The following is a 19,576-nucleotide window of genomic DNA, read 5'->3' on the forward strand; positions in this document are numbered from 1 at the left end:
GGGCAGCCGCGCTCGATCAGGTGTCGTACGGGTACGGCCCATCCCTCACTCACCGGACCGCGCGGCCCCGCGCGCACGCCCGGCATCTCATGCGTCCGCGTGCTCGCCCTCCCGTGGTCCCGGAATCCGAGAAGGACATCAGGTGATCACTCCTGCCCTGCCCCTGTCGCACGAGAAAAGAGAGCCCCCGGCGGAGAGGAACGAGCCCCCGGTGTCGGCCGACGAGTCGATAACCGCCTGGGCGCTGGCCGCCCGCGGCGGTGACTCCGCCGCCGTCGACCACTTCGTGCGCGCCCTGCACCGCGACGTGATCCGCTACGTCGCCCACCTGTGCGCCGATCCGCAGGCCGTGGACGACCTGGCGCAGGACACGTTCCTGCGGGCGCTCGGCAGCCTGCACCGGTTCGAGGGCCGCTCCTCGGCGCGTGCCTGGCTGCTGGCGATCGCCCGGCGTGCGGTGGCCGACAGCCTCCGGTACACCGCCGTACGCCCCCGCCGGGCCGACCTGCCCGACTGGGAGCTGGCGGTCGAGCTCGCCCAGCCGCGCGGCCTGCCCGGCTTCGACGACGGTGTGGCGCTGCTGGAGCTGCTGGCCTCACTGCCGGACGAGCGGCGCGAGGCGTTCGTGCTCACGCAGCTGCTCGGGCTGCCGTACGCGGAGGCCGCCGAGCTGAGCGACTGCCCGGTCGGCACCGTCCGCTCCCGCGTGGCCCGCGCCCGGGCGACGCTCATGGCCCTGCTCGCCGAGGCGGAGCAGCCGGCGCCGGCCGCGTCGCCGGCCCTGGCCGCGGCCTGACGCGTCCCGGCCCGCGGCGCCCGCCGGGTCCATCCGGCGGGCGCCGGCCGCGCGGGCGGTTCAAGGGGCCGGGGTGCCGTCGGACAGGAAGTGGAACCCGGGTCGGGGATGCATCAGGAAGTCGTGGTGCGAGATGTTCCACGCGTAGGCACCCGCCAGCGAGAACACCACCCGGTCCCCGGCCCTCAGCTGCGGCAGCGGAACCCGGCTCGCCAGCACGTCCTTCGGCGTGCACAGCTGCCCCGCGAGGGTCACCCGACCGCTCCTTGCCGACGGCCGTGGCCAGGGGTGCGGCCAGGTGTCCACCGGCAGGACGGAGCAGGGCTGGTCGTGTCCCTTCGTCGCCGGGGTGCGCAGATGGTGGGTGCCGCCCCGCAGGACGGCGAACTCCTCGCCGTGGCTGTGCTTCACGTCGAGTACATCCGTGGCGTACCAGCCGCAGTACGCGGTGAGCGCCCGCCCGGGCTCGATCCGCAGCGTCAGCCCCGGGTGGGCCTCGGCGAGCCGGGCCAGGCCTTCGCCGTACGCGGCCCAGTCGAAGCGGCGCTCCGGGTCGGTGTAGTCCACGCTCATGCCGCCCCCGACGTTCACCTCCGCGATCGGCACGCCGAGTCCCGTGGCCCAGCCGACCACGCTCCCCGCGACCGCCAGCAGCTCGGCCGCTTCCGGTCCGCTCGCCAAGTGGGCGTGCACGCCGCGCGGTTCGAGCTGTGGGTACCTCCCGTCGGCGAGGGCCCGGAGCACCGGCTCGGCCCGGGCCGGGTCCATGCCGAAGGGCGTCGGCCGCCCGCCCATCGCCAGCGAGCTCCCCGCCAGTGGGCCGTCGGGCACCGGCAGGTTGACGCGCGGCAGCACCGCCACCCGCCGCCGGGGCACGACGCGGCGTGCCAGCTCGGCCAGCACGCGCAGCTCGTGTTCGCTCTCGACGTGGAACCGCCCGACGCCCAGCTCCAGCGCGGCCGTCACCTCGTCCGGGGTCTTGCCCGGCCCGCCGAAGGCCAGCGGCCGGCCCGGCACCGCCTTGGCGACATGGGCGAGTTCACCGCCCGACGCGACCTCGTAACCGTCGACGCAGGGGTCGAGGGCGGCCAGGATCTCCGGCTCGGGGTTGGCCTTCGCCGCGTAGTACAGCTCGACCCGCCCGGGCAGCGCGGCCCGGACCCCGGCGGCGTGTGCGCGCAGCGCCGCCAGGTCGTAGACGTAGGCCGGCAGTTGCGGCGACGGCAGCGACAGGACACGGTCACGCACCGCGGGCGTCGGGTGGGGCGTGGTCATCGGGAGCTCCTCTTCGCCTCGTGCAGCACGTCCTGGCCCAGCGGCGAGGGCAGCCGGACGTAACCCGCCTCGCGGTCCGCCTTGCGCTCCCAGCGGGTCAGCAGATTGGCCTTGGCGGGCAGCGGCACCCCGGCGAGCAGGGCGGCGAGGCGGGGCGGGCAGCCGTGCCGGTCGGCGTGCGCCCGCAGTGTGTCGCGCACCCGCGCCCACAGCGCCGGCTCCGTCTCCGGATGCAGGTCGGCGAGGGCCGCGAGCAGCTCGGCGACATGGTTGACCAGCAGGCAGTACACGACCCGGTCCCAGCCGCGCCGCGCGTCGTACGTCATCGGCCCGGCCACCTCGGGCGGCAGCGCGGCCAGCGTGTCCGCGTGCTGCTCGGGCAGCAGCTTGGTGCCCTCCAGGTCCCGGAAGAGCACCTGGGCGGGCCGGCCGGCGTCGTCGACGCCGAGCAGTACGTTCTGGAGGTGGGGCTCCAGCACCAGGCCGTGGTCGAAGTAGGCGGCCAGGACGGGCGGCAGGAGCAGGTCCAGGTACGCCGACCACCAGTCGAGCACCGCCGCCGCGTCCGCTCCGGCGAGCAGGCGGGAGACCTGGGCGGCACTGGTCGGGTACTCGTCGGCGACGGCGGCCGCGAGCAGGGGAGTGGTGCCCGGCGCGAGCCGCCGGGACAGGCCCTCGCGGACGATCACGCCGAAACCCTCCAGCAGGTCGCGGTCCGGTGCGCCGCCGCGCCCGGGCAGGGCGAGCGTGCGGTAGGCGGGCTCGCGCAGCACGGCACTGCCGGGGAAGCGCCCGGCGAGACCGGACAGCACCGGGGCCAGCGCCCGCGTCAGGGCGACTGCCCCGGACAGTTCGTAACTGCTGTTCTTCCGCAGGCAGTTGGTGATCCGCACGTTCAGGCTGAACTTCAGGAACGTCTCCCCGTCGTACAGCGTGCGCACGGACGCGGTGGCCGCGAAGGGCCGCCCGCCCGGGCCGAGGTCGAGCACGTCACCACGGTCCAGGGCGGCGCGCAGCAGCGGGTGTTCCCGGAGTGTCTCGTACTGCCAGGGGTGGGCGGGCAGCAGCCGGTAGCCGTCCGGGACGTCCGTGCGCTGCCGGTCCAGGGCGGCGGTGGCCGACGGTTCGGCGCTCTCCTGCGCGATCAGGTGCTCACGCACGGCGAGGTGCCGCAGCGGGAAGCGGGCGCCCGCTTCGGGTGCGTACGCGGCCCAGGAACGCGGGTCGCCGGTACGGGCCTTGGGCGTGGGATGAAAGCGGTGTCCGAAGAGCAGGGACTGCTCGGAGGCGACGTAGGCGGACCGCGGGTCGTCCGGCGTGCACCGGTTCACCGGCCCGGCGGTCAGGGCCGTGTCGACGGCCGCGTGGCTGGAGGCGACCTGTTCCAGGAACTCCTCGTTGCGCACCCCGGTGCGCAGCGACAGCTCGTCGCGCGTGTACTCGGCGAGTCGCCGCCAGTCCACGTCCGCCCAGCCGCCGTCCCGCTCCTCGCGGACCGGGCCGGTGAACCGGTGCGCGCCGAGCAGCGACGTCCGGCGCAGGGCGACCCGCAGCAGCACCCCGCGGCGGGGCAGCCGCAGCAGCAGGTGCCCGTCGGTGACGACGGTCTGGCGCTCGGGCCCGGACACCTCGCGCAGCAGACAGTTCAGCAGGGTGTGCGCCACCACGTCGTCGGCGGTGGGCAGGGAGACCGGGGCGGCGGTGGTGCCGGGCGATTCGGTCAGCGAGGGCATGGCAGGCTCCAGCGGGGTGCGCGGGTTCGATGCGGGGACGGGATGAGTGAGGGGGACGAGGGCGGCGGCACCGGTGCGGCTCCGGCTCCCGGTTCTCATGACGTACTCCGGGAGGGCAGCAGGTAGTTGGGGCCGGTGGTGTAGTGCTTGTTGATGTCGGCGGCGCCCGATCGCTGCTTGCTCAGCAGCGTCCCTGCGGTGACCATCGCCTTCACGGGCAGCTCCGGGGCGTCGAGCAGCCGGGCGCGCAGGACGTCCCCCGCCTCGCCGCCGAGCCGTGCCACGGCCTCGGCCAGCCGTTCACGCACCAGCCGCAGCAGCACCGGCAGCGGGGCGCGCCCGTGCCGGGCGAGCCCGAAGGCGTAGGCGCCCGCGCACAGATGGACGGTGATGGTGGTGAACAGGTCGGCCACCGGCCCGTCGTCCGTGCCGTGGACCCGCGCGTCGTCGAACTCCCACGCGCCGGGCAGCCGGACGCGCAGCCGCCGTGTGTTGACGCGTGGCCCGTCGTTGTCCTTGAACAGCAGCCGGAGGCTGCCCGGCCGCAGGACCAGCGAGATGTTCTGCTGGTGCGACTCCAGCGCGACGCCGTACCCGAACAGTGTGGTGTGCCAGTCGAACAGCAGGGTCAGGCAGGCGTCGAGCAGCGCGAGCGGGTCGCCGTCGTGGAAGCGGTCGGCGAGATGGTCGAGGACCAGCCGCCCGTCCGGTGCCGCGGCGAGGAGCGCCGCCATCGGCACGACGACCGTGTCCGCGAGACCGGCGGGGTAGCGGCGGCACAGCACGGCCAGCAGCTCGTGACCCGCGTGGGCGTACGTCGTCTCGTCGGCGTGCAGGATCGTGTCCCGGAAACGCGGCTCGCGGTCGACGATCCGCTGGACCAGCCGCTGCCCGGCGGCCCCGTCGACGAGCGTGCCGGGCTTGACGGACCGCCTGTTGCGCAGCCCCAACGATGAGGTGGCCAGGGGGAGTTTGAGATGCAGCGCCGGATCGGCCGCCGTCGCCACCGTCCGCATCGACAGGGTCGGTACGACATCGAATCCGCCGTGGCCGCCGCGCTCGGCCAGTACCGCCTGCCCCCGCAGGCCGGTCGCCCGTAACGCCTCGTCGAGCGGAGGGCCGACGGTCAGCGGGTGCACCGGCAGGGCGAGGTGCGTGCGCTCCAGCCGGGGCAGACCGAGCCGCGCGGGCGTGGGCCACGACTCCGGAAGGACGCCCGTCACATGGACCAGGTCCCGGGGCACGGCGAGCCAGCGCAGCGAGAACCGCGGATGGAACTCGGGTGCGTACGACCGTAGTTGCTCCTCCTCCAGTCCCGCCCGGCCGCGCCCGGTCGGGTACACCGGATGGTCCAGACGGGCCGCGAGCGCGTCGAAGGCCAGGCCACCGTCCAGACCCGTCCAGTACGCGGGGTCGGCCCCGTGACGGGAGGCCAGCTCCGCCGCGATGTCGTCGCCCGTGTCGGCGTGCAGCCGCAGTGTGGCCAGCGTCTGCCGGCACTCCTCGGCGAAGGCGTCGAAGCCGGCCCGGTCCTCGGGCTCGGCGAGCGCGCGCAGCGCGCCCAGCACGTCGTCGTACGACGTCAGCTCGGCGCCGTCCGACGCGCGGCGCAGGAGCGGCAGCCGCGCGGCGTACGCGCACTGGAAGCCGTCCTCGGCGACGGGCAGCAGCAGCGCGTCGTGCCCGGCGGCGCGCCGCAGCCAGGGCCCGTCCGGGCGGTGGACGAGGGTGCTCCGGGAGCGCAGTCCGACGACGTCCTCGCGCAGGAGAGCGCTCAGCACCCGGGTGAGCAGCCCGGCCGCGCAGGTGTCCGGCAGGGGCGGCAGTACGGTCACGCCTCGATCTCCCAGCGGCAGGTGGCCAGGAAGCCGGCCGCCACACGGTCCACGGTCTCCTGGTCGGTGCCGGTGGCCCGCAGGACGCCGAGGTAGTCCCGGTTGGTGCGGTACAGCTCGTGCCGCTCGCCCACGGCCCGCAGCGGACGGTACGTCAGTCGCACACCGTCGACGGTCAGGTCGGCGGCGTCCGGGGCGTCGATCAGGGTCCCGGCCCGGTCGGCACACGGGTACTCCACGACGGCGGCGCCGTCGCGGTGAACGTCCAGCTCGGCCGGAAGCGGTTCGCCCAGGTGGGTACGGAGGACGATCTCGAACAGCGGGATGCCGAGGAGCCGGGCGAGCAGCAGGTCGCACTGGTCGCCGATGGCCCGGTAGTTGACCTCGATGATCCGCGCCCGGCCCTCGTGCACCACGAACTCGGTGTGACAGGCGCCGAACCCGACGCCGAGCGCGTCGAGTTGCCCGAGGACCTGTGCGACGACCGGCTCGGGGTGGGCCGGGACGAAAGTGAGGCGTTCCTCGACGAAGTACGGTGGCGGCGACAGCTCGGTGCGGAAGCCGCCCAGGACGTGGCGGACCCGGCCGTCGCCCAGGGTCTCCAGCGTGTACAGCTCGCCGGGGAGGTACTCCTCGACCACCAGGGTGGTGCCGGGACGGCGGTCCAGGATCTCCTTGGCGCGGGTCACCAGGTCCTCGGGACCGCCGACGAGGACGACGTCCTCGCTGGCCACGCCCTCACGGGGCTTGACGACACACGGGTAGGGCGCGTCGAGCGGGGCCGGTTCGGTGAGTTCGGCCGACCAGGCGGTGTCCACTCCGGCGGCGGCCAGCCGGCGGCGCATCTCCGCCTTGTCCTTGCAGCGCAGGGCGGCGCGCCAGTCCTTGCCCGGCAGGCCGAAGTAGGCGGCGGCCAGGGCGGCCTGGGTCTGGAGGTGGTCGCTGTTGGTGAAGACCGCGCCGGGACGCTGACGGTCCGACATCCGTGCCACGACGGCCCGGAAGTCCCGCACGTCACACTCCAGGACCTCGATGTCCGGGCAGGTTCTCCGATGGGCGCCGGGCTGGTCGGTGAGAACGGTGACGTCCAGGCCCAGCCGGGCGGCGGCGGGCAGGAAACCCTCGGTGACGGAGTCGGTCGGGTTGAGGGCGAGAAGGTACAGGCGCATGGCGGTCTTCCAGGAGGGGGCGGGGTCGGCGGCGGCCGCTCGGTCAAGGCGCGGACGGCGTGCCGCGGGACCCCTGTGACAGGGACGGCCCTTGATCGACGGACGTTCATGAGCACGCCGACGATCTTGTACCTTAGGTTAGCCTTACCTATCCAACCACGGGTTGCAACTGCCCGCAGGAGTGATCGATGCGCACTGTCCTGGAGTCACCGCCGGCCCTCGCCTCCGTCCTCGCCGCCGCCTACCGGCGGTTGACCGGCGTCTGTGAGGCACTGGACGTCGAGGTCGCGGACCCCTGGACGACTGCCGGTGAACACACCTTTCCGGCCGACGAACTGACGTCGAATCAGCAGGCCCTCGACGCCTTCGTGGACGCCGAGGCGACCCGCGTCCGCACGCGCTACGGCCACACCCCGCGCCCCCACGTTTCCGCCTCACGAGCCCTGCACGACTACGCCTGGTCGATCGCCCTGCTGATGAGCGGCGTGTGGTACCTGGAGCGCCGGGTGCCCCGCGTCCGGCCCCAGTCGGTGCGCCTGGACCTCGCGGCCGGGACGTACGCGATCACGCCCGAGCCCCGCGTCGCGTGTCTGCCCGGCGACCCCGTCGCCGCGCTGCCCGGGGCGGTGACCGTCGCGGGCGAAGAGGCGCTGCGGGCCGAACTGCGCGCCGCGGTCGCCGACCACATGCGCCCGCTGCTCGCCGCCCTCGGCCCCGCCGTACGCCGCGGACCGCGCGCCCTGTGGGGCATGGTCGGCGACGATCTCGTCTCCGGGATCTGGTACCTCGGCCGCACCCTCGGCCGCGAGGACGACGCCGTACGCGCCGCCACCGCCCTGCTCCCCGAACCCGTCAGCCCCTACCCCGCCGGCGCGGACTTCCGCCTCCTGGCCGGCACCGACGGCCGCCACCACCCGACCCGCACCCGCACGGGCTGCTGCCTCTACTACGCCATCCGCCCCGACGAGGCCTGCGCCACCTGCCCCCGCACCTGCGACGCGGAACGGCTGCGCCGGCTGGAGTCCTGACGGCCGGTCAGTCTTCGGTTGCGCCCGGCGCCACGTCTGTCGAAGGCCGTGAGCCGGTAGCTTCGGGAGCGCACCGGTGGGCCGCCGTGCTCGTGGGCCGGGTCCCCTGCCACCTGCGCGAGTACGACGATCGCCGCATCGCGCATCGCTGAAAGGGAGAAGCCCGTGCCCGACCCCGGCCGCATCCGCCTGTTCAGCACGACGCTCGGCGCCGCCGGCGCCCCAGCCGTGCTGCTGGTGCACGGCTGGGGCGGGGACGGCCGTGAGTGGTCCCCGCACGCCGAGGCCCTGGCCGGACACCACCGGGTGATCGTGCCCGACCTGCGCGGGCACGGCAGGTCGCAGGTGCCGGACGAGGGCAACACACCCGCCGAGATGTCGGACGACCTGGCCGCGCTGCTCGACACCCTCGCCCCCGGGCCGGTGACGGCCGTCGGGCACTCGATGGGCGGCCAGGTCGTCAACCTGCTCGCCGTACGGCACCCGCACCTCGTCCGCTCCGTCGTCGCCCTCGACCCCGCCCACGGCGCCCACGGCACCGAGGTGGAGGAGATCCCCGCCCGGCTCGCGGGCTACCGGGCGAACGGCGCCCGAGCCGCGGCGGCCTTCGTCGCCGCCGCCTTCGGCCCCACCGCCCCGCTCGGGCTGCGCACGGCACACCTGCGCACCATGCTCGGCACCCCCGGCCACGTCATCGCCCAGTCCTACGCCGGCATGTACACCGACCCGGGCGCGGTCGGCGTCCGCCCGCACAGCGAGGCGTACCTGCGCCGCCGCGCCCAGCCCGCGCTCACGGTCCGGACCTCGGCGGAGGCGGCCGCCTGGGAACGGGACAACCTGACCGTGCCCGGCTCCCGCGTCGACCACTGGCCCGACAGCGGGCATTACCTGCACGAGGAGCACGTCGAGCGGACGATCCAGTTGCTGCGCGACTGGGCGGGCCGCGTCAGGCCAACGTGACCTCGACCGGCAGCTTCTTGATGCCGTTGACGAAGTTGGAGCGCACCCGCGGCACCTCGCCCGCCAGGCGGATGCCCGCCAGGCGCGGGATCAGTTCCTCGAACATGATCCGGATCTCGGTGCGCGCGAGCAGGTTGCCCAGGCACAGATGGGGGCTGCCCTTGCCGAAGGTGACGTGGTCGTTGTCCGTACGCGTGACGTCGAAGTCGTACGGGTTGCCGAAGACCTCCTCGTCGCGGTTGCCGGAGGCGAACCACATCACGACCTTGTCGCCCTCCCTGATCCGCTTGCCGCCCAGTTCGACGTCGCGCGTGGCGGTACGGCGGAAGTGGTAGACGGGGGAGGCCCAGCGCAGGAACTCCTCCACCGCGACCGGGATCAGGGAGGGGTCCTCCTGGAGGCGGGCCAGCTGTTCGGGGTGCTGGATGAGGGCCAGCATGGAGTGCGAGATGGTGTGGCGGGTCGTCTCGTTGCCGGCGACGACCAGGAGCAGGAAGTAGTTGTCGAAGTCCTGCGGGGAGAGCGGGACTCCGTCGCGGGGTGTGGTGTTGACCAGGCGGGAGATCAGGTCGGTGCCGTCGCCGCCGCGTCGCTGCCGCGCCAGTTCCCGCCCGTACTCGAAGACCTCCAGCGAGGCGGGGGAGCGGAAGGGCAGGTCGCGGTACCGCTCGCTGTCCTCGCTGTGCAGCAGGACGTCCGCGTAGTCGGGATCGGTGTGGCCGATGATGCGGTTGCCCCAGTCGATGAGCTTCTGGTTGTCCTCCGGGGGCACATCCAGCAGCCGGGCGAGGACATTGATCGGGAAGTCCGCCGAGACGTCCGCCACGAAGTCGAAACGGCCCTTGGCGAGGGCGGCGTCGAGGGTCCGCGCGGTCAGGCCGCGCAGGAAGTCGGTGTAGCCGCTGATCACGTTCGCGCCGAACTGCCGCTGGATGAGGCTGCGCAGCGCCCGGTGCCGGACCCCGTCCAGTTCGAGGATGGAGGCGCGTTTCTTGATCTGGTCGTCGTCGACCTCTTCCAGGTTGACGAATTTCGTGGACGTGAAGGTCTCGGAGTCGCGGTCGACCCGGACGATGTCCCGGTGCCGGGTCACCGCCCAGAAACCGGAGTTGGGCGCCTCCTCGGGCTGCCAGTGCACCGGGTCCTCGTGGCGCAGGGTGTGGAACATCCGCCAGGGTGTAGCGCCGTCCGTGAAGCGGTCCAGGTCGGCGAGGTTCACGTCGGCCAGGGGCAGCGGCTCGCGCGCGGCGTCGGGCAGGGACTCGGTCGTCATCGGCAGGCTCCTCGGCGTCACGGGTGGCGTCACAGGTGGTAGGCGTACTCGGTGAACTCCCAGTCGGTGACGTGCCGGTGGAAGCGTTCGACCTCGTCGCGCTTGTAGGAGAGGAAGGACGTGGTGAAGCCCTTGCCGAGCAGGTCGGTCAGGGCGGTGTCCGCCTCCAGCGCGTCCAGCGCGGCGGACAGGGTCTGCGGCAGGACGGCGGACCGGGCGGTGTCGTAGCCGTAGCCCTCCAGCGGCGCGGGCGGCTCCTCGCCGGCCAGGACGCCCAGCAGGGCGGCGGCCGTCGTCCCGGCGATCGCCAGATAGGGGTTGGCGCTCGCGTCGCCCAGCCGCAGTTCGAGCCGGGCACCGGAGCCCCGCTCGGGCGGTATGCGCACCATGGCGCTGCGGTTGTCCAGCCCCCAGTCGATCAGCCAGGGCGCCAGGGTGTCCGGGCCGAAGCGTTTGTACGAGTTGATCGTGGGGTTGAGCAGCGCGGCGAGGGCGGGCGCGTGGGCGAGGATGCCGGCGACGGCGTGCCGGGCGGTCGCGGACAGGCCGTACGGGCCCGACGGGTCGTCGAAGGTGTTGCGGCCCTCGGCGTCGTCGCAGGACAGGTGGAGGTGGAAGCCGGAGCCGCCCGCGTCGTTGAAGGGCTTGGCCATGAAGGTGGCCAGGCGGCCCTCCTTGCGGGCCAGTTCCTTGATCGCGGCCTTGAAGCGGAAGGAGCGGTCGGCGGCGGACACGGCGTCGGAGTGCGCCAGGTTGATCTCGATCTGACCGCCGTCGAACTCGTGGTTGCCGCTGATCGCCCCGACCCTCAGATCGCGCACGTTGCGCAGGGTGCGCAGCAGGTGGTTGTCCGGGTCGGCCCGCAGGCCGGCGGTGTAGACGACCCCGGGGTCGGGTGCGTAGCGGCGCCAGCCGCCCGACGGGTCCGGGTCGCACAGGAAGTACTCCAGCTCGGGTCCGACCACCGGCCGCAGCCCGCGCTCGGCACACCGGGCGAGGACCGATCGCAGCAGGTCGCGGGGCGACTCGGGGGCCGGCGCGCCGGTCGCCGGGTCGACGACCTCCCCCAGACAGGCGGCCACCCCCGGCTCCCAGGGCAGCGGCACCAGCGTGTCGAGGTCCGGGCGGACACAGATGTCCGGCAGGCCCGCGTCCAGCCCGCCGCTGACCGGGACCACGTCGCCCTGCGGGCTGGTGTGGTAGACGGCCCTGCAGAACGCCAGCCCGTGCTCACAGGCCCGGGGCAGCTCCTCCAGCAGCACGTCACGCGCCCGGTCGGTGCCGATGAGGTCGGGATAGGTCACCCGGACCACGTCGATGCCGTCGGCGGCGAGCCGCTCCATGTGGCGGCGGACTTCTTCAAGGTCGTGAGCGCTCACCGTTGTCTCCTCGGGCGGACGTCGGGACACCTCCGGGACCAGGGTCCGGGGAGGCGGGTGGCGTGGGGAACGAGCGGCCGGGCGCGGCGGAGCCAGGACCGCCCGGAGCTTTGTTTGATGCCAAACGGTATGAGTGGGCGAGAGTTGCCGCAAGGGGGCGGGGGTCAAGAATTTATCCATCCGGATAGCTATTGACCAGACCCCTGCCCCTGCCTACCTTGTTTGAAGCCAAACGAGTTCGGGGTGCGGTCCACCGCACCCCGTTGGCCGGGGCCCGGCCCTTCCGGCCGGGCCCCTTTCACCCCGCTTCGACGCCCTCACATTCAGGAGGACCGGCCATGAAGGTCGTCGTCGACATGAACAAGTGCCAGGACCACGGCCAGTGCGTCTTCGCGGCCCCCGATGTCTTCCGGATGGACGACGACGGCCGCCTGGCCTACGTCCCCGACCCCGACGACGCCCTGCGCGACGAGGTCGAGGAGGCCGCGGACGTCTGCCCGCTCCAGGCCATCCGGATCGAGGACTGACATGAGCGGGCGCATCGTCGTCGCCGGCGCCTCCCTCGGCGGACTCCGCGCTGCCGAGCAGCTGCGCGCCGCGGGCTGGACCGGCGGCATCACGGTGATCGGCGACGAGCCGCACCGGCCGTACAACCGGCCCCCGCTGTCCAAGGAGGTCCTCGCGGGCAAGGCGTCCTTCGCGTCGCTCGCCTTCACGCCGAAGGCGTCGGCGGCCGACGTGGAGTGGCGGCTGGGCACGAGGGTCACCGCGGCCCGGCTCGCCGAGCGGGCCGTCGAGCTCCACGACGGCTCGGTGCTCTCCTACGACGGGCTCGTCGTCGCCACCGGGATGCGGCCCCGGCGGCTGCGCTGCCCCGGGCCGGTCGAGGGCCGTCACACGGTCCGGACGATCGACGACGCCCGGGTCCTGCGGGACGAGCTGACCCGGCCCGGGGTACGGGTCGTCGTGGTCGGCGCCGGGTTCATCGGCTGCGAGGTCGCCGCGACGGCCGTCGGGCTCGGCGCGGCCGAGGTGACCGTCGTCGATCCGCTGCCGTTGCCGATGGTCGGGCCGCTCGGGGAGATGCTCGCGCGTGTGCTGCTCGCGCGGCACGAGGAGCGCGGGGTCTCCTTCGTGCTGGGTTCGGGTGTGACCGGGTTCGAAGGGGACGACCGTGTCACCGGTGTCGTGCTGAGCGACGGGTCCGTGCTTCCCGCCGATGTGGTGGTGGAGTCCGTGGGCTCGGTCGCCAACACCGAGTGGCTGGACGGCAACGGGCTGGATCTGAGCGACGGGGTCCTCACCGATCGGCACCTGCGGGTCGGAGGCCGGCCGGAGGTCGTCGCGGTCGGCGATGTCGCCCGCTTCCCGAACGCCCGCTACGACGGTGTGCCGCGGCGGGTCGAGCACTGGTCCGTGCCGGCCGACTCGGCCAAGCACGCCGCGAAGGTGTTGGTCGGTGGGGACGCCGGCCTGGCGCCCTTCGCGCCGCTGCCCACCTTCTGGAGCGACCAGCACGACTTCCGGTTGCAGTCCTTCGGTGCGCCGGCCCTGGGGCTCGGTGACGTCCGGGTCCTCGACGGTGACACCTCGGGGGACGTGCTGGTCGGTTATCGCCGCGACGCACGGCTGGTCGGTGTCGTCGCGCTCGGGGGGCAGGCAGCCGCCCGTGCCGCCGCCCGTTACCGCGCCGACCTGCTGAAGCAGCCCGCCCTCACCGCGTAAGGAGCCCTCGCGTGACCAGTCTTCGTGGTTACTTCCATCCCAAGACGGCGACCGGTGCGTCGTCGCTGATTCCCTCTCCGCCCTGGCGGTACTCCGGTGACCTGTTGACGGTCGAGTACCGGACGGATCCCGAGCGAGTGCGTGAACTGCTCCCCGAGCCGCTGGAGTTGGCCGACGAGGATCCCGGTGCGGTTGCTCTGATCTGGGCGGACTGGCAGTCCTGCTCGGGGTCGGGGGAGGAGCTGCTGGATCCGGTGCGGGCGCAGTACAAGGAGGCGTTCGCGGTCGTCCGGTGCCGGTACCGGGGGCGGACGTACTCGCGGTGCGTCTACATCTGGGTGGACAAGGACTTCGCCATCGCGCGGGGGTTGCACCAGGGGTATCCGAAGAAGCTCGGCTCCATCCATCAGACGCGGCCGCATCCGTACGGGCCCGCTCCGCGGATCGAGGCGGGGGCGCGGTTCGGGGCGACGTTGGCGGCTGCGGACCGGCGTATCGCGCAGGCTGTGGTGACGCTGCGCGAGCCTTCTGAGAGTGGCGGGTTCGTCAATGCGCATCCCATGGCGCATCACCGGTGGCTGCCGTCGATCGAGGGCAAGGGGCTGGCACTCGACGAGTTGATCGAATCCGGGGCGGCGTCCTTCGAAGGCGGTCAACCGTGGGTTGGGGACGCGGAGTTGGAGCTGTTCGAGGCGCCGACCGAGGAGTTGGCCCGGCTGGAGATCAGGGAGCCGATCGCCGCGTATTACCGCCAGGTCGGGGTGGTTTGGGATGGAGGGCAGGTGCTGGAGGTCGGTACGTCCGGAGCGTCTGCCGAGTGATGCCGGTGGGCGGGTGCGGGTTCGTCGTGGTTGTTCGCGCAGTTCCCCGCGCCCCTAGGTGAGTGCGATTCCCCTCGTTCGAATGGAACTCTTCTAATGCCTGACAAGATCATCGTCGCTGGTGTCTCCATCGACACCCGCCACTGGATCGGCGGCCGACGCGTCGCCTCCGCCGATACCTTCACCGACCACTCTCCGATCGACGGCGGCGTCCTCGGCGAGATCGCCCGGGGCGGCCCCGCCGAGGCCGAAGCCGCCGTCGCCGCCGCCCGGGACGCGTTCCCCGCCTGGGCCGCCACCTCGCGCACCGAGCGCGCCCGCCTCCTGCACGCCATCGCCGACGGCGTCGAGAAGCGGATCGAGGAGCTGGCGATCGTCGAGACCACCGACAACGGTGCGCTGCTGCGGTCGCATCGGCGGGGCGTCATGCCCCGCGTCGCCCACAACTTCCGGTTCTTCGCCGACTGGTTGCTCCGGCTCGACCACGAGGACTTCGAGACGCGGGGGCACACCAACCACGTCAGCTGGGACCCGGCCGGGCCCTGCGTGCTGATCACGCCGTGGAACGCGCCCCTGATGCTGGCCACCTGGAAGGTCGCCCCCGCCCTCGCCGCCGGCAACACCGTCGTCCTCAAGCCCGCCGAGTGGTCCCCGCTGACCGCCTCGCTGCTGGCCGACATCGCGGCCGAGGCCGGGCTGCCGGCCGGTGTCCTCAACGTCGTCCAGGGATACGGCTCCGAGATCGGTGACGCCCTCACCTCCCACCCCGACGTGCGCCGCATCAGCTTCACCGGGTCGGTGCCGACCGCGCGGCGGATCGCTGCCTCGGCCGCCGGTAACCTCACGCCCCTGAGCCTCGAACTCGGCGGCAAATCCCCCTTGTTGGTCTTCGCCGACGCCGATCTCGACCTGGCCGTCGACCTCGCCGTGGAGCAGTACGACAACGCCGGGCAGGTGTGCCTCGCGGGCACCCGGCTGCTCGTCGAGGAGCCGGTCGCCGAGGAGTTCACCCGCCGGTTCGTGGAGAAGGCGTCCGCCCTCACCCAAGGCGATCCCCGCGACGAGGCCACCGACATCGGGCCCACCATCCATCCCCGCCAGCTGGAGAAGATCGACGGTTTTGTCCAGCGGGCCGTCGCGGCCGGGGCGCGGGCGGTCGTCGGGGGGCACCGCAAGGACGGGCAGTACTACGCGCCGACCCTGCTCACCGATGTCGCCCAGGACTCCGAGATCGTGCAGGAGGAGGTCTTCGGGCCGGTTCTGACCCTCCAGACCTTCGCCGGCGAGGACGAGGCCGTCCGGCTCGCCAACGACACCCGTTTCGGGCTGGCCGCCACCGTCGCCAGCGGCGACCGCGAACGCGCCGAGCGGGTCAGCGCGCGGCTCGTCGCGGGCACGGTCTGGGTCAACTGCTTCTTCGTCCGCGACCTCCAGGCCCCGTTCGGCGGCTCCCGGCAGTCCGGCGTCGGACGCGAGGGCGGCACTTGGAGCTTCGACTTCTACTGCGACCTGAAGAACACCGTCACCGCCCCGAAGGGATGGGACCAGGACCATGGGTGAGATCACCGGGGCCGGGCTGCTCGCCCACGTCCCCACCATCGTGCTGCCCGAGCAGGAGCGGCTGGAGCTGAACGAGGGCAAGGAGATCACCCTCGTCACCGGGCTCCGGGAGCTCCGCAGGGACGTCTTCGAGCGTGACGACTACGACACCGTGGTCGTGCTCGACTCCCACTGGGCGACCACCGTCGAGTTCGTCGTGACCGCGCAGGAGCGGCGCGCGGGGCTGTTCACCTCCGAGGAGCTGCCGCGCGGCATGTGCCGGATGCCGTACGACTACCCGGGCGACCCCGAACTCGCCCACAACATGGCCAAGTTCGCGGACAAGCACGGCACGTGGATCACTCCGATCGACGACGCGTACCTGCCCGTCTACTACGCCACCATCAACCTCTGGAAGTACCTGGGCGAGGGCCTGCCCGACAAGCGGTGGGTCACCATCGGGGTCTGCCAGACCGGCGACATGGAGGACCACCTCCGGCTCGGCCGGGCGCTCGCCGACGGTATCGCCGCCACCCCGGGACGCCGGGTCCTGCTCATCGCCTCCGGCGCGCTGTCCCACACCTTCTGGCCGCTGCGCGAACTGCGCGACCACGAGGCCAGCGACCCCGTTCACATCCGTACGCCCGAGGCCCGCGAGGCCGACCTGGAACGCATCGCCTGGTTCAAGGAGGGCCGCCACGACAAGGTCCTCGACACCATGGACGAGTTCTGGAAGGTCAAGCCCGAGGCGAAGTTCTTCCACTACCTGATGATGGCCGGTGCCCTCGGCGAGCAGGGCTGCGTCGCCCGGGCCCGGCAGTACGGCGAGTACGAGAACTCCGTCGGCACCGGCCAGGTCCACCTCTGGTTCGACCGCCCGGCCGACGGCTGGACCGCAGACCACACCCCCGCGCAGGAGTCCGCCCATGCCTGAGTACCGCCGTGTCCTCCTCGACGGCGCCGCCGTCCAGGTCACCGTCGACGGTGACGAACTCGTCGCCGGGGACGGCCGCCGCGTCAAGACCGAGGACGCGCAGCATCTGCCGCCGGTCGTGCCGTCCAAGGTCATCGCCGTTCACCTCAACCACCGCAGCCGGGTGGACGAGTTCCGGATCGGGCTTCCTGACACGCCGACCTACTTCCACAAGCCGGTCTCCGCCCTCAACGCCCACCGGGGCGCGATCGTCCGCCCCGAGGGCTGCAAGTGGCTCAACTACGAGGGTGAGGTCGCCATCGTCATCGGGCGGACCGCCCGGAACATCGCCCCGGCCGAGGCCGGGGAGTACATCGCCGGCTACACCGTCGCCAACGACTACGGGCTGCACGACTTCCGCGACACCGACGCCGGCTCCATGCTCCGCGTCAAGGGCTCCGACACCCTCTGCCCGCTCGGCCCCGGGCTGGTCACCGACTGGGACTTCCACGGCAAACGCCTGCGGACCTACGTCAACGGACAGGTGGTGCAGGACGGTTCGACCGACGAGATGACGTGGGACATGCACTACCTCGTCGCCGACATCGCCCGCACCATCACGCTGTACCCGGGAGACGTACTGCTGTCCGGCACGCCCGCCAACTCGCGTCCCGTCCAGCCGGGGGACGTCGTGGAGGTGGAGGTCGAGGGGCTCGGGCGGCTCACCAACCACATCGTGACCGGCCCGGCCGCCATCCGCACGGACGTGGGCGCACAGCCCACCGAGTCGGAGGAGGTGCTGTCGACCGCGCTCGGCGGCGACTGGGAGTTCCGTGGCATCCGGCCGCCGCGGCGCTGACGCGGGCTCCGGCCGCCGCGTCGCCGAGCGGGGCGCCCCGGGTAGGGTCACGGGCATGACCGAGCCCGCCGGGCGCCGCCCCCGCAAGCGCGTGAACTACGGCACGGGCCGCGAGGCCCTGCTGGAGGCCGCCGTGCGCGTCGTGGCCCGGGGCGGGCTGCGCAGGCTCACCTACCGGGCGGTCGCGGAGGAGGCCGGCGTCACCCACGGCTTGGTCGTACACCACTTCGGCTCCCGTGACGCCCTGATCGAAGAGGCCCTCACCCACGCCATCCGGTCCTCCCTGAGCAGCAGCGCCCTGGAACCGGGCACGGGCAGGGCCGCCGACTTCTCGGTGGGTCTGACGGACATGGTGGAGTCCGGTCCCGACCTCCAGGCGTTCCAGTACGAACTCCTGCTGGAGTCCCGGCGCCGCCCCGAGCTCCTGGCCCACCTGCGGTCGCTGTACGACGAGTACTTCGACGCGACCCGGCGCGAGCTCACCCAGATGCTGCCCGGCCCGGTGGACGAGGGCCTGTCCCGGATGGTCTTCGCCACGCTGGAGGGACTCGTCCTGCACCAGCTGGTCTTCGGCGAGCGCGAGGTCATCGAGGACGCCCTCGACGAACTGCGCTCGGTGCTGCGGCTGCTCGCCGAGAAAAGGGACGGCGAGGCCTGACTCCGTCGGCCACGCTGCCCCGTAATTCGTAGTCCCTCACCCCTTGCCAAACGGATAGTTCCGTCCCACGATGAGGCAACTCGTTTGGCCTGAAACGATCCTTCCTCCCCCTGGCAGGTGATCCGAGTGGACAGTCAGACGGTCTCCCGGCACACGGCGACACCGGACGCGCCCACCGCAGGCACGCTCAAGCCCAACGCCCTCGGCGTGCTGGGCATCCTCTTCTTCGTCCTGTCCGCCCAGGCCCCGCTGACCGGTATCGCCGGCGCGGCCCCCATCGCCGTGGCGCTCGGCAACGGGCCCGGCGTACCCGCCGCCTATCTGGTGGCGGGGCTGGTGATCCTGCTGTTCTCGGTGGGCTTCGTCGCCATGGGCCGCCACGTCGTGGACGCGGGCGCCTTCTACACCTACATCGGCAAGGGTCTCGGCCGGACCACCGGCACCGGCAGCGCGGGCCTCGCCCTCTTCGCGTACTGCACCATCCAGGCCGCCATGTACGGGCTCTACGGATCCATCGTGAGCGGACTGGTCGCGAGCCACACCGGCCTCGACCTGCCGTGGTGGGTCTGGACACTGGCCACCATGGCCGTGGTGCAGGCGCTCGGTGCGGCCGGCGTCGAGATGGGCGCCAAGGTGCTGGCCGTCCTCGTCCTGGCGGAGTTCAGCATCCTGTCGGTCTTCGCCCTGGTCACCCTCGTCAAGGGCGGCGGACCCGAGGGGCTCGGCCTCGCCGACAGCTTCTCCCCGGCCGCCGCCCTGGACGGCGCGCCGGGCGTGGCCGTGATGTTCGCCGTGGCGTCCATGTTCGGCTTCGAGGCCACCGCCATCTACGGCGAGGAGGCCCGCGAGCCCAGGAAGACCGTGCCGAGGGCCACGTACCTCGCGGTCGTCGTGGTCACCGGCTTCTTCGCCCTGACCTCCTGGATGCTCATCTCCTCCTACGGCGCCTCCCGGGCCACCGCGGCCGCGGGCAAGGCCCTGGAGGGCGGTGACGGAGCCGGGTTCGTCTTCGCGCCCATCGCGGCGCAGTTCGGGGGCTGGGTCGGCGACGTGCTGCCGGTCCTGCTCGCCACGTCCCTCTTCGCCGGCATCCTCACCTTCCACAACTCGGCCAACCGCTACCTGTTCTCCCTCGGCCGCGACCGCCTGCTGCCGCTGCGGCTGTGCCGGCTCAATCGCCGTCACGCCCCCTGGACGGCCGGGTGCGTCCAGACGGTCCTGGCCGTGCTGCTGGTGGTGCCCTTCGCGCTGGCGGGCAAGGACCCGGTGCTGACCCTGTTCTCCTGGTTCAGCGGGGTCGCCGTCCTGGCGATGATGCTGCTGTACCTGCTGACCTCGGTGTCCGTCGTCGTCTTCTTCCGCCGCGAGCGCCTCGACGCCCATCCCTGGAACACGCTGATCGCTCCCGTCCTGGGCGCGCTCGGCATCGCGGGGGCGATCTGGCTCATCCTGGCCAACTTCACCACCCTCATCGGCGGCGAACGCACCACCGCCCTGTGGCTCACGCTGTCCGTCCCGGTGGTCATGGCGCTGGGCATCGTCGCCGCACGGGTGCGGGGGAGGGCTGTCGCAGCCGCCGACGGGTGACCGCGCGCGCCGCGTCCGCGGACAGC

17 protein-coding genes are annotated in these 19,576 nt (G+C 72.7%); 11 read left to right on the forward strand and 6 right to left on the reverse strand.

From position 1 onward, the window contains the following. Positions 1-142 precede the first annotated feature (142 nt). Positions 143-796 carry a sigma-70 family RNA polymerase sigma factor gene (locus PV963_RS40880; protein ID WP_425540992.1) on the forward strand — a complete coding sequence of 218 codons (654 nt, stop codon included), beginning with the start codon at positions 143-145 and terminating at the stop codon, positions 794-796. Positions 797-856: 60 nt separating this feature from the next. On the opposite strand, the gene PV963_RS40885 is transcribed toward PV963_RS40880, so the two are convergent. The 4 genes from PV963_RS40885 to PV963_RS40900 form a co-directional block, all read right to left on the reverse strand. Beyond that, positions 857-2,071: a type III PLP-dependent enzyme gene (locus tag PV963_RS40885; protein ID WP_274821492.1), complete on the reverse strand. Its 1,215-nt coding sequence runs from the start codon at positions 2,069-2,071 to the stop codon at positions 857-859. Further along, positions 2,068-3,804, reverse strand: coding sequence for an IucA/IucC family protein (locus tag PV963_RS40890; RefSeq protein WP_274822269.1), 1,737 nt, complete (start codon positions 3,802-3,804; stop codon positions 2,068-2,070). The genes PV963_RS40885 and PV963_RS40890 overlap by 4 nt, the downstream gene beginning before the upstream one ends. A gap of 95 nt (positions 3,805-3,899) precedes the next feature. Further along, entirely contained in the window at positions 3,900-5,639 is a 1,740-nt protein-coding gene (locus tag PV963_RS40895) for an IucA/IucC family protein (protein WP_274821493.1), read from the reverse strand. Beyond that, positions 5,636-6,808, reverse strand: coding sequence for an ATP-grasp domain-containing protein (locus tag PV963_RS40900; RefSeq protein ID WP_274821494.1), 1,173 nt, complete (start codon positions 6,806-6,808; stop codon positions 5,636-5,638). Before PV963_RS40900 ends, PV963_RS40895 begins: the two co-directional genes overlap by 4 nt. Before the next feature lie 188 nt (positions 6,809-6,996). Between PV963_RS40900 and PV963_RS40905 the strand changes: the two genes are divergently transcribed. Both PV963_RS40905 and PV963_RS40910 read left to right on the forward strand, forming a co-directional pair. Then, positions 6,997-7,836: a (2Fe-2S)-binding protein gene (locus PV963_RS40905; RefSeq protein WP_274821495.1), complete on the forward strand. Its 840-nt coding sequence runs from the start codon at positions 6,997-6,999 to the stop codon at positions 7,834-7,836. Positions 7,837-8,001: 165 nt separating this feature from the next. Continuing rightward, positions 8,002-8,796 carry an alpha/beta fold hydrolase gene (locus PV963_RS40910; protein ID WP_274821496.1) on the forward strand — a complete coding sequence of 265 codons (795 nt, stop codon included), beginning with the start codon at positions 8,002-8,004 and terminating at the stop codon, positions 8,794-8,796. Here the strand turns inward: PV963_RS40910 and PV963_RS40915 are convergent. Continuing rightward, positions 8,783-10,069, reverse strand: coding sequence for a cytochrome P450 (locus PV963_RS40915; protein ID WP_274821497.1), 1,287 nt, complete (start codon positions 10,067-10,069; stop codon positions 8,783-8,785). The two genes, PV963_RS40910 and PV963_RS40915, sit on opposite strands and share 14 nt — an antisense overlap. A gap of 29 nt (positions 10,070-10,098) precedes the next feature. Continuing rightward, the gene (locus PV963_RS40920) at positions 10,099-11,448 is read right to left on the reverse strand and encodes a glutamine synthetase family protein (protein WP_274821498.1); all 1,350 of its coding nucleotides are present in this window, start codon (positions 11,446-11,448) and stop codon (positions 10,099-10,101) included. 338 nt (positions 11,449-11,786) lie between these two features. Here PV963_RS40920 and PV963_RS40925 point away from each other — a divergent pair, with 338 nt between their 5' ends. From PV963_RS40925 to PV963_RS40960, 8 genes are all read left to right on the forward strand, one after another. Then, complete coding sequence (locus PV963_RS40925; RefSeq protein WP_059420853.1) at positions 11,787-11,975, forward strand: ferredoxin; 189 nt, start codon at positions 11,787-11,789, stop codon at positions 11,973-11,975. Position 11,976: 1 nt separating this feature from the next. Continuing rightward, a complete protein-coding gene (locus tag PV963_RS40930) occupies positions 11,977-13,173 on the forward strand; it encodes an NAD(P)/FAD-dependent oxidoreductase (protein WP_274821499.1) in 1,197 nt (398 codons plus the stop codon). Between the two features lie 11 nt (positions 13,174-13,184). Next, on the forward strand, positions 13,185-13,994 hold the full coding sequence (locus PV963_RS40935; RefSeq protein ID WP_274821500.1) for an acetoacetate decarboxylase family protein: 810 nt from the start codon (positions 13,185-13,187) through the stop codon (positions 13,992-13,994). A 96-nt stretch (positions 13,995-14,090) separates the two neighbouring features. Further along, entirely contained in the window at positions 14,091-15,554 is a 1,464-nt protein-coding gene (locus PV963_RS40940) for an aldehyde dehydrogenase (RefSeq protein ID WP_274821501.1), read from the forward strand. Next, a complete protein-coding gene (locus tag PV963_RS40945; RefSeq protein WP_274821502.1) occupies positions 15,547-16,467 on the forward strand; it encodes a 3,4-dihydroxyphenylacetate 2,3-dioxygenase in 921 nt (306 codons plus the stop codon). The genes PV963_RS40940 and PV963_RS40945 overlap by 8 nt, the downstream gene beginning before the upstream one ends. Beyond that, the gene (locus PV963_RS40950) at positions 16,460-17,305 is read left to right on the forward strand and encodes a fumarylacetoacetate hydrolase family protein (protein WP_274821503.1); all 846 of its coding nucleotides are present in this window, start codon (positions 16,460-16,462) and stop codon (positions 17,303-17,305) included. The genes PV963_RS40945 and PV963_RS40950 overlap by 8 nt, the downstream gene beginning before the upstream one ends. A gap of 55 nt (positions 17,306-17,360) precedes the next feature. Continuing rightward, the gene (locus tag PV963_RS40955; RefSeq protein WP_274821504.1) at positions 17,361-17,963 is read left to right on the forward strand and encodes a TetR/AcrR family transcriptional regulator; all 603 of its coding nucleotides are present in this window, start codon (positions 17,361-17,363) and stop codon (positions 17,961-17,963) included. A gap of 126 nt (positions 17,964-18,089) precedes the next feature. Beyond that, a complete protein-coding gene (locus PV963_RS40960) occupies positions 18,090-19,550 on the forward strand; it encodes an APC family permease (RefSeq protein ID WP_274821505.1) in 1,461 nt (486 codons plus the stop codon). The last annotated feature ends 26 nt before the right edge of the window (positions 19,551-19,576 follow it).

It is taken from the genome of Streptomyces coeruleorubidus (assembly GCF_028885415.1).
Taxonomy (GTDB): domain Bacteria; phylum Actinomycetota; class Actinomycetes; order Streptomycetales; family Streptomycetaceae; genus Streptomyces; species Streptomyces coeruleorubidus_A.

Coding starts and splice junctions, on each gene's coding strand:
- PV963_RS40885 (WP_274821492.1), bottom strand. CDS start 2,071: ATGACCACGCCCCACCCGACGCCCGCGGTGCGTGACCGTGTCCTGTCG.
- PV963_RS40890 (WP_274822269.1), bottom strand. CDS start 3,804: ATGCCCTCGCTGACCGAATCGCCCGGCACCACCGCCGCCCCGGTCTCC.
- PV963_RS40900 (WP_274821494.1), bottom strand. CDS start 6,808: ATGCGCCTGTACCTTCTCGCCCTCAACCCGACCGACTCCGTCACCGAG.
- PV963_RS40905 (WP_274821495.1), top strand. CDS start 6,997: ATGCGCACTGTCCTGGAGTCACCGCCGGCCCTCGCCTCCGTCCTCGCC.
- PV963_RS40915 (WP_274821497.1), bottom strand. CDS start 10,069: ATGACGACCGAGTCCCTGCCCGACGCCGCGCGCGAGCCGCTGCCCCTG.
- PV963_RS40925 (WP_059420853.1), top strand. CDS start 11,787: ATGAAGGTCGTCGTCGACATGAACAAGTGCCAGGACCACGGCCAGTGC.
- PV963_RS40930 (WP_274821499.1), top strand. CDS start 11,977: ATGAGCGGGCGCATCGTCGTCGCCGGCGCCTCCCTCGGCGGACTCCGC.
- PV963_RS40940 (WP_274821501.1), top strand. CDS start 14,091: ATGCCTGACAAGATCATCGTCGCTGGTGTCTCCATCGACACCCGCCAC.
- PV963_RS40945 (WP_274821502.1), top strand. CDS start 15,547: ATGGGTGAGATCACCGGGGCCGGGCTGCTCGCCCACGTCCCCACCATC.
- PV963_RS40950 (WP_274821503.1), top strand. CDS start 16,460: ATGCCTGAGTACCGCCGTGTCCTCCTCGACGGCGCCGCCGTCCAGGTC.
- PV963_RS40955 (WP_274821504.1), top strand. CDS start 17,361: ATGACCGAGCCCGCCGGGCGCCGCCCCCGCAAGCGCGTGAACTACGGC.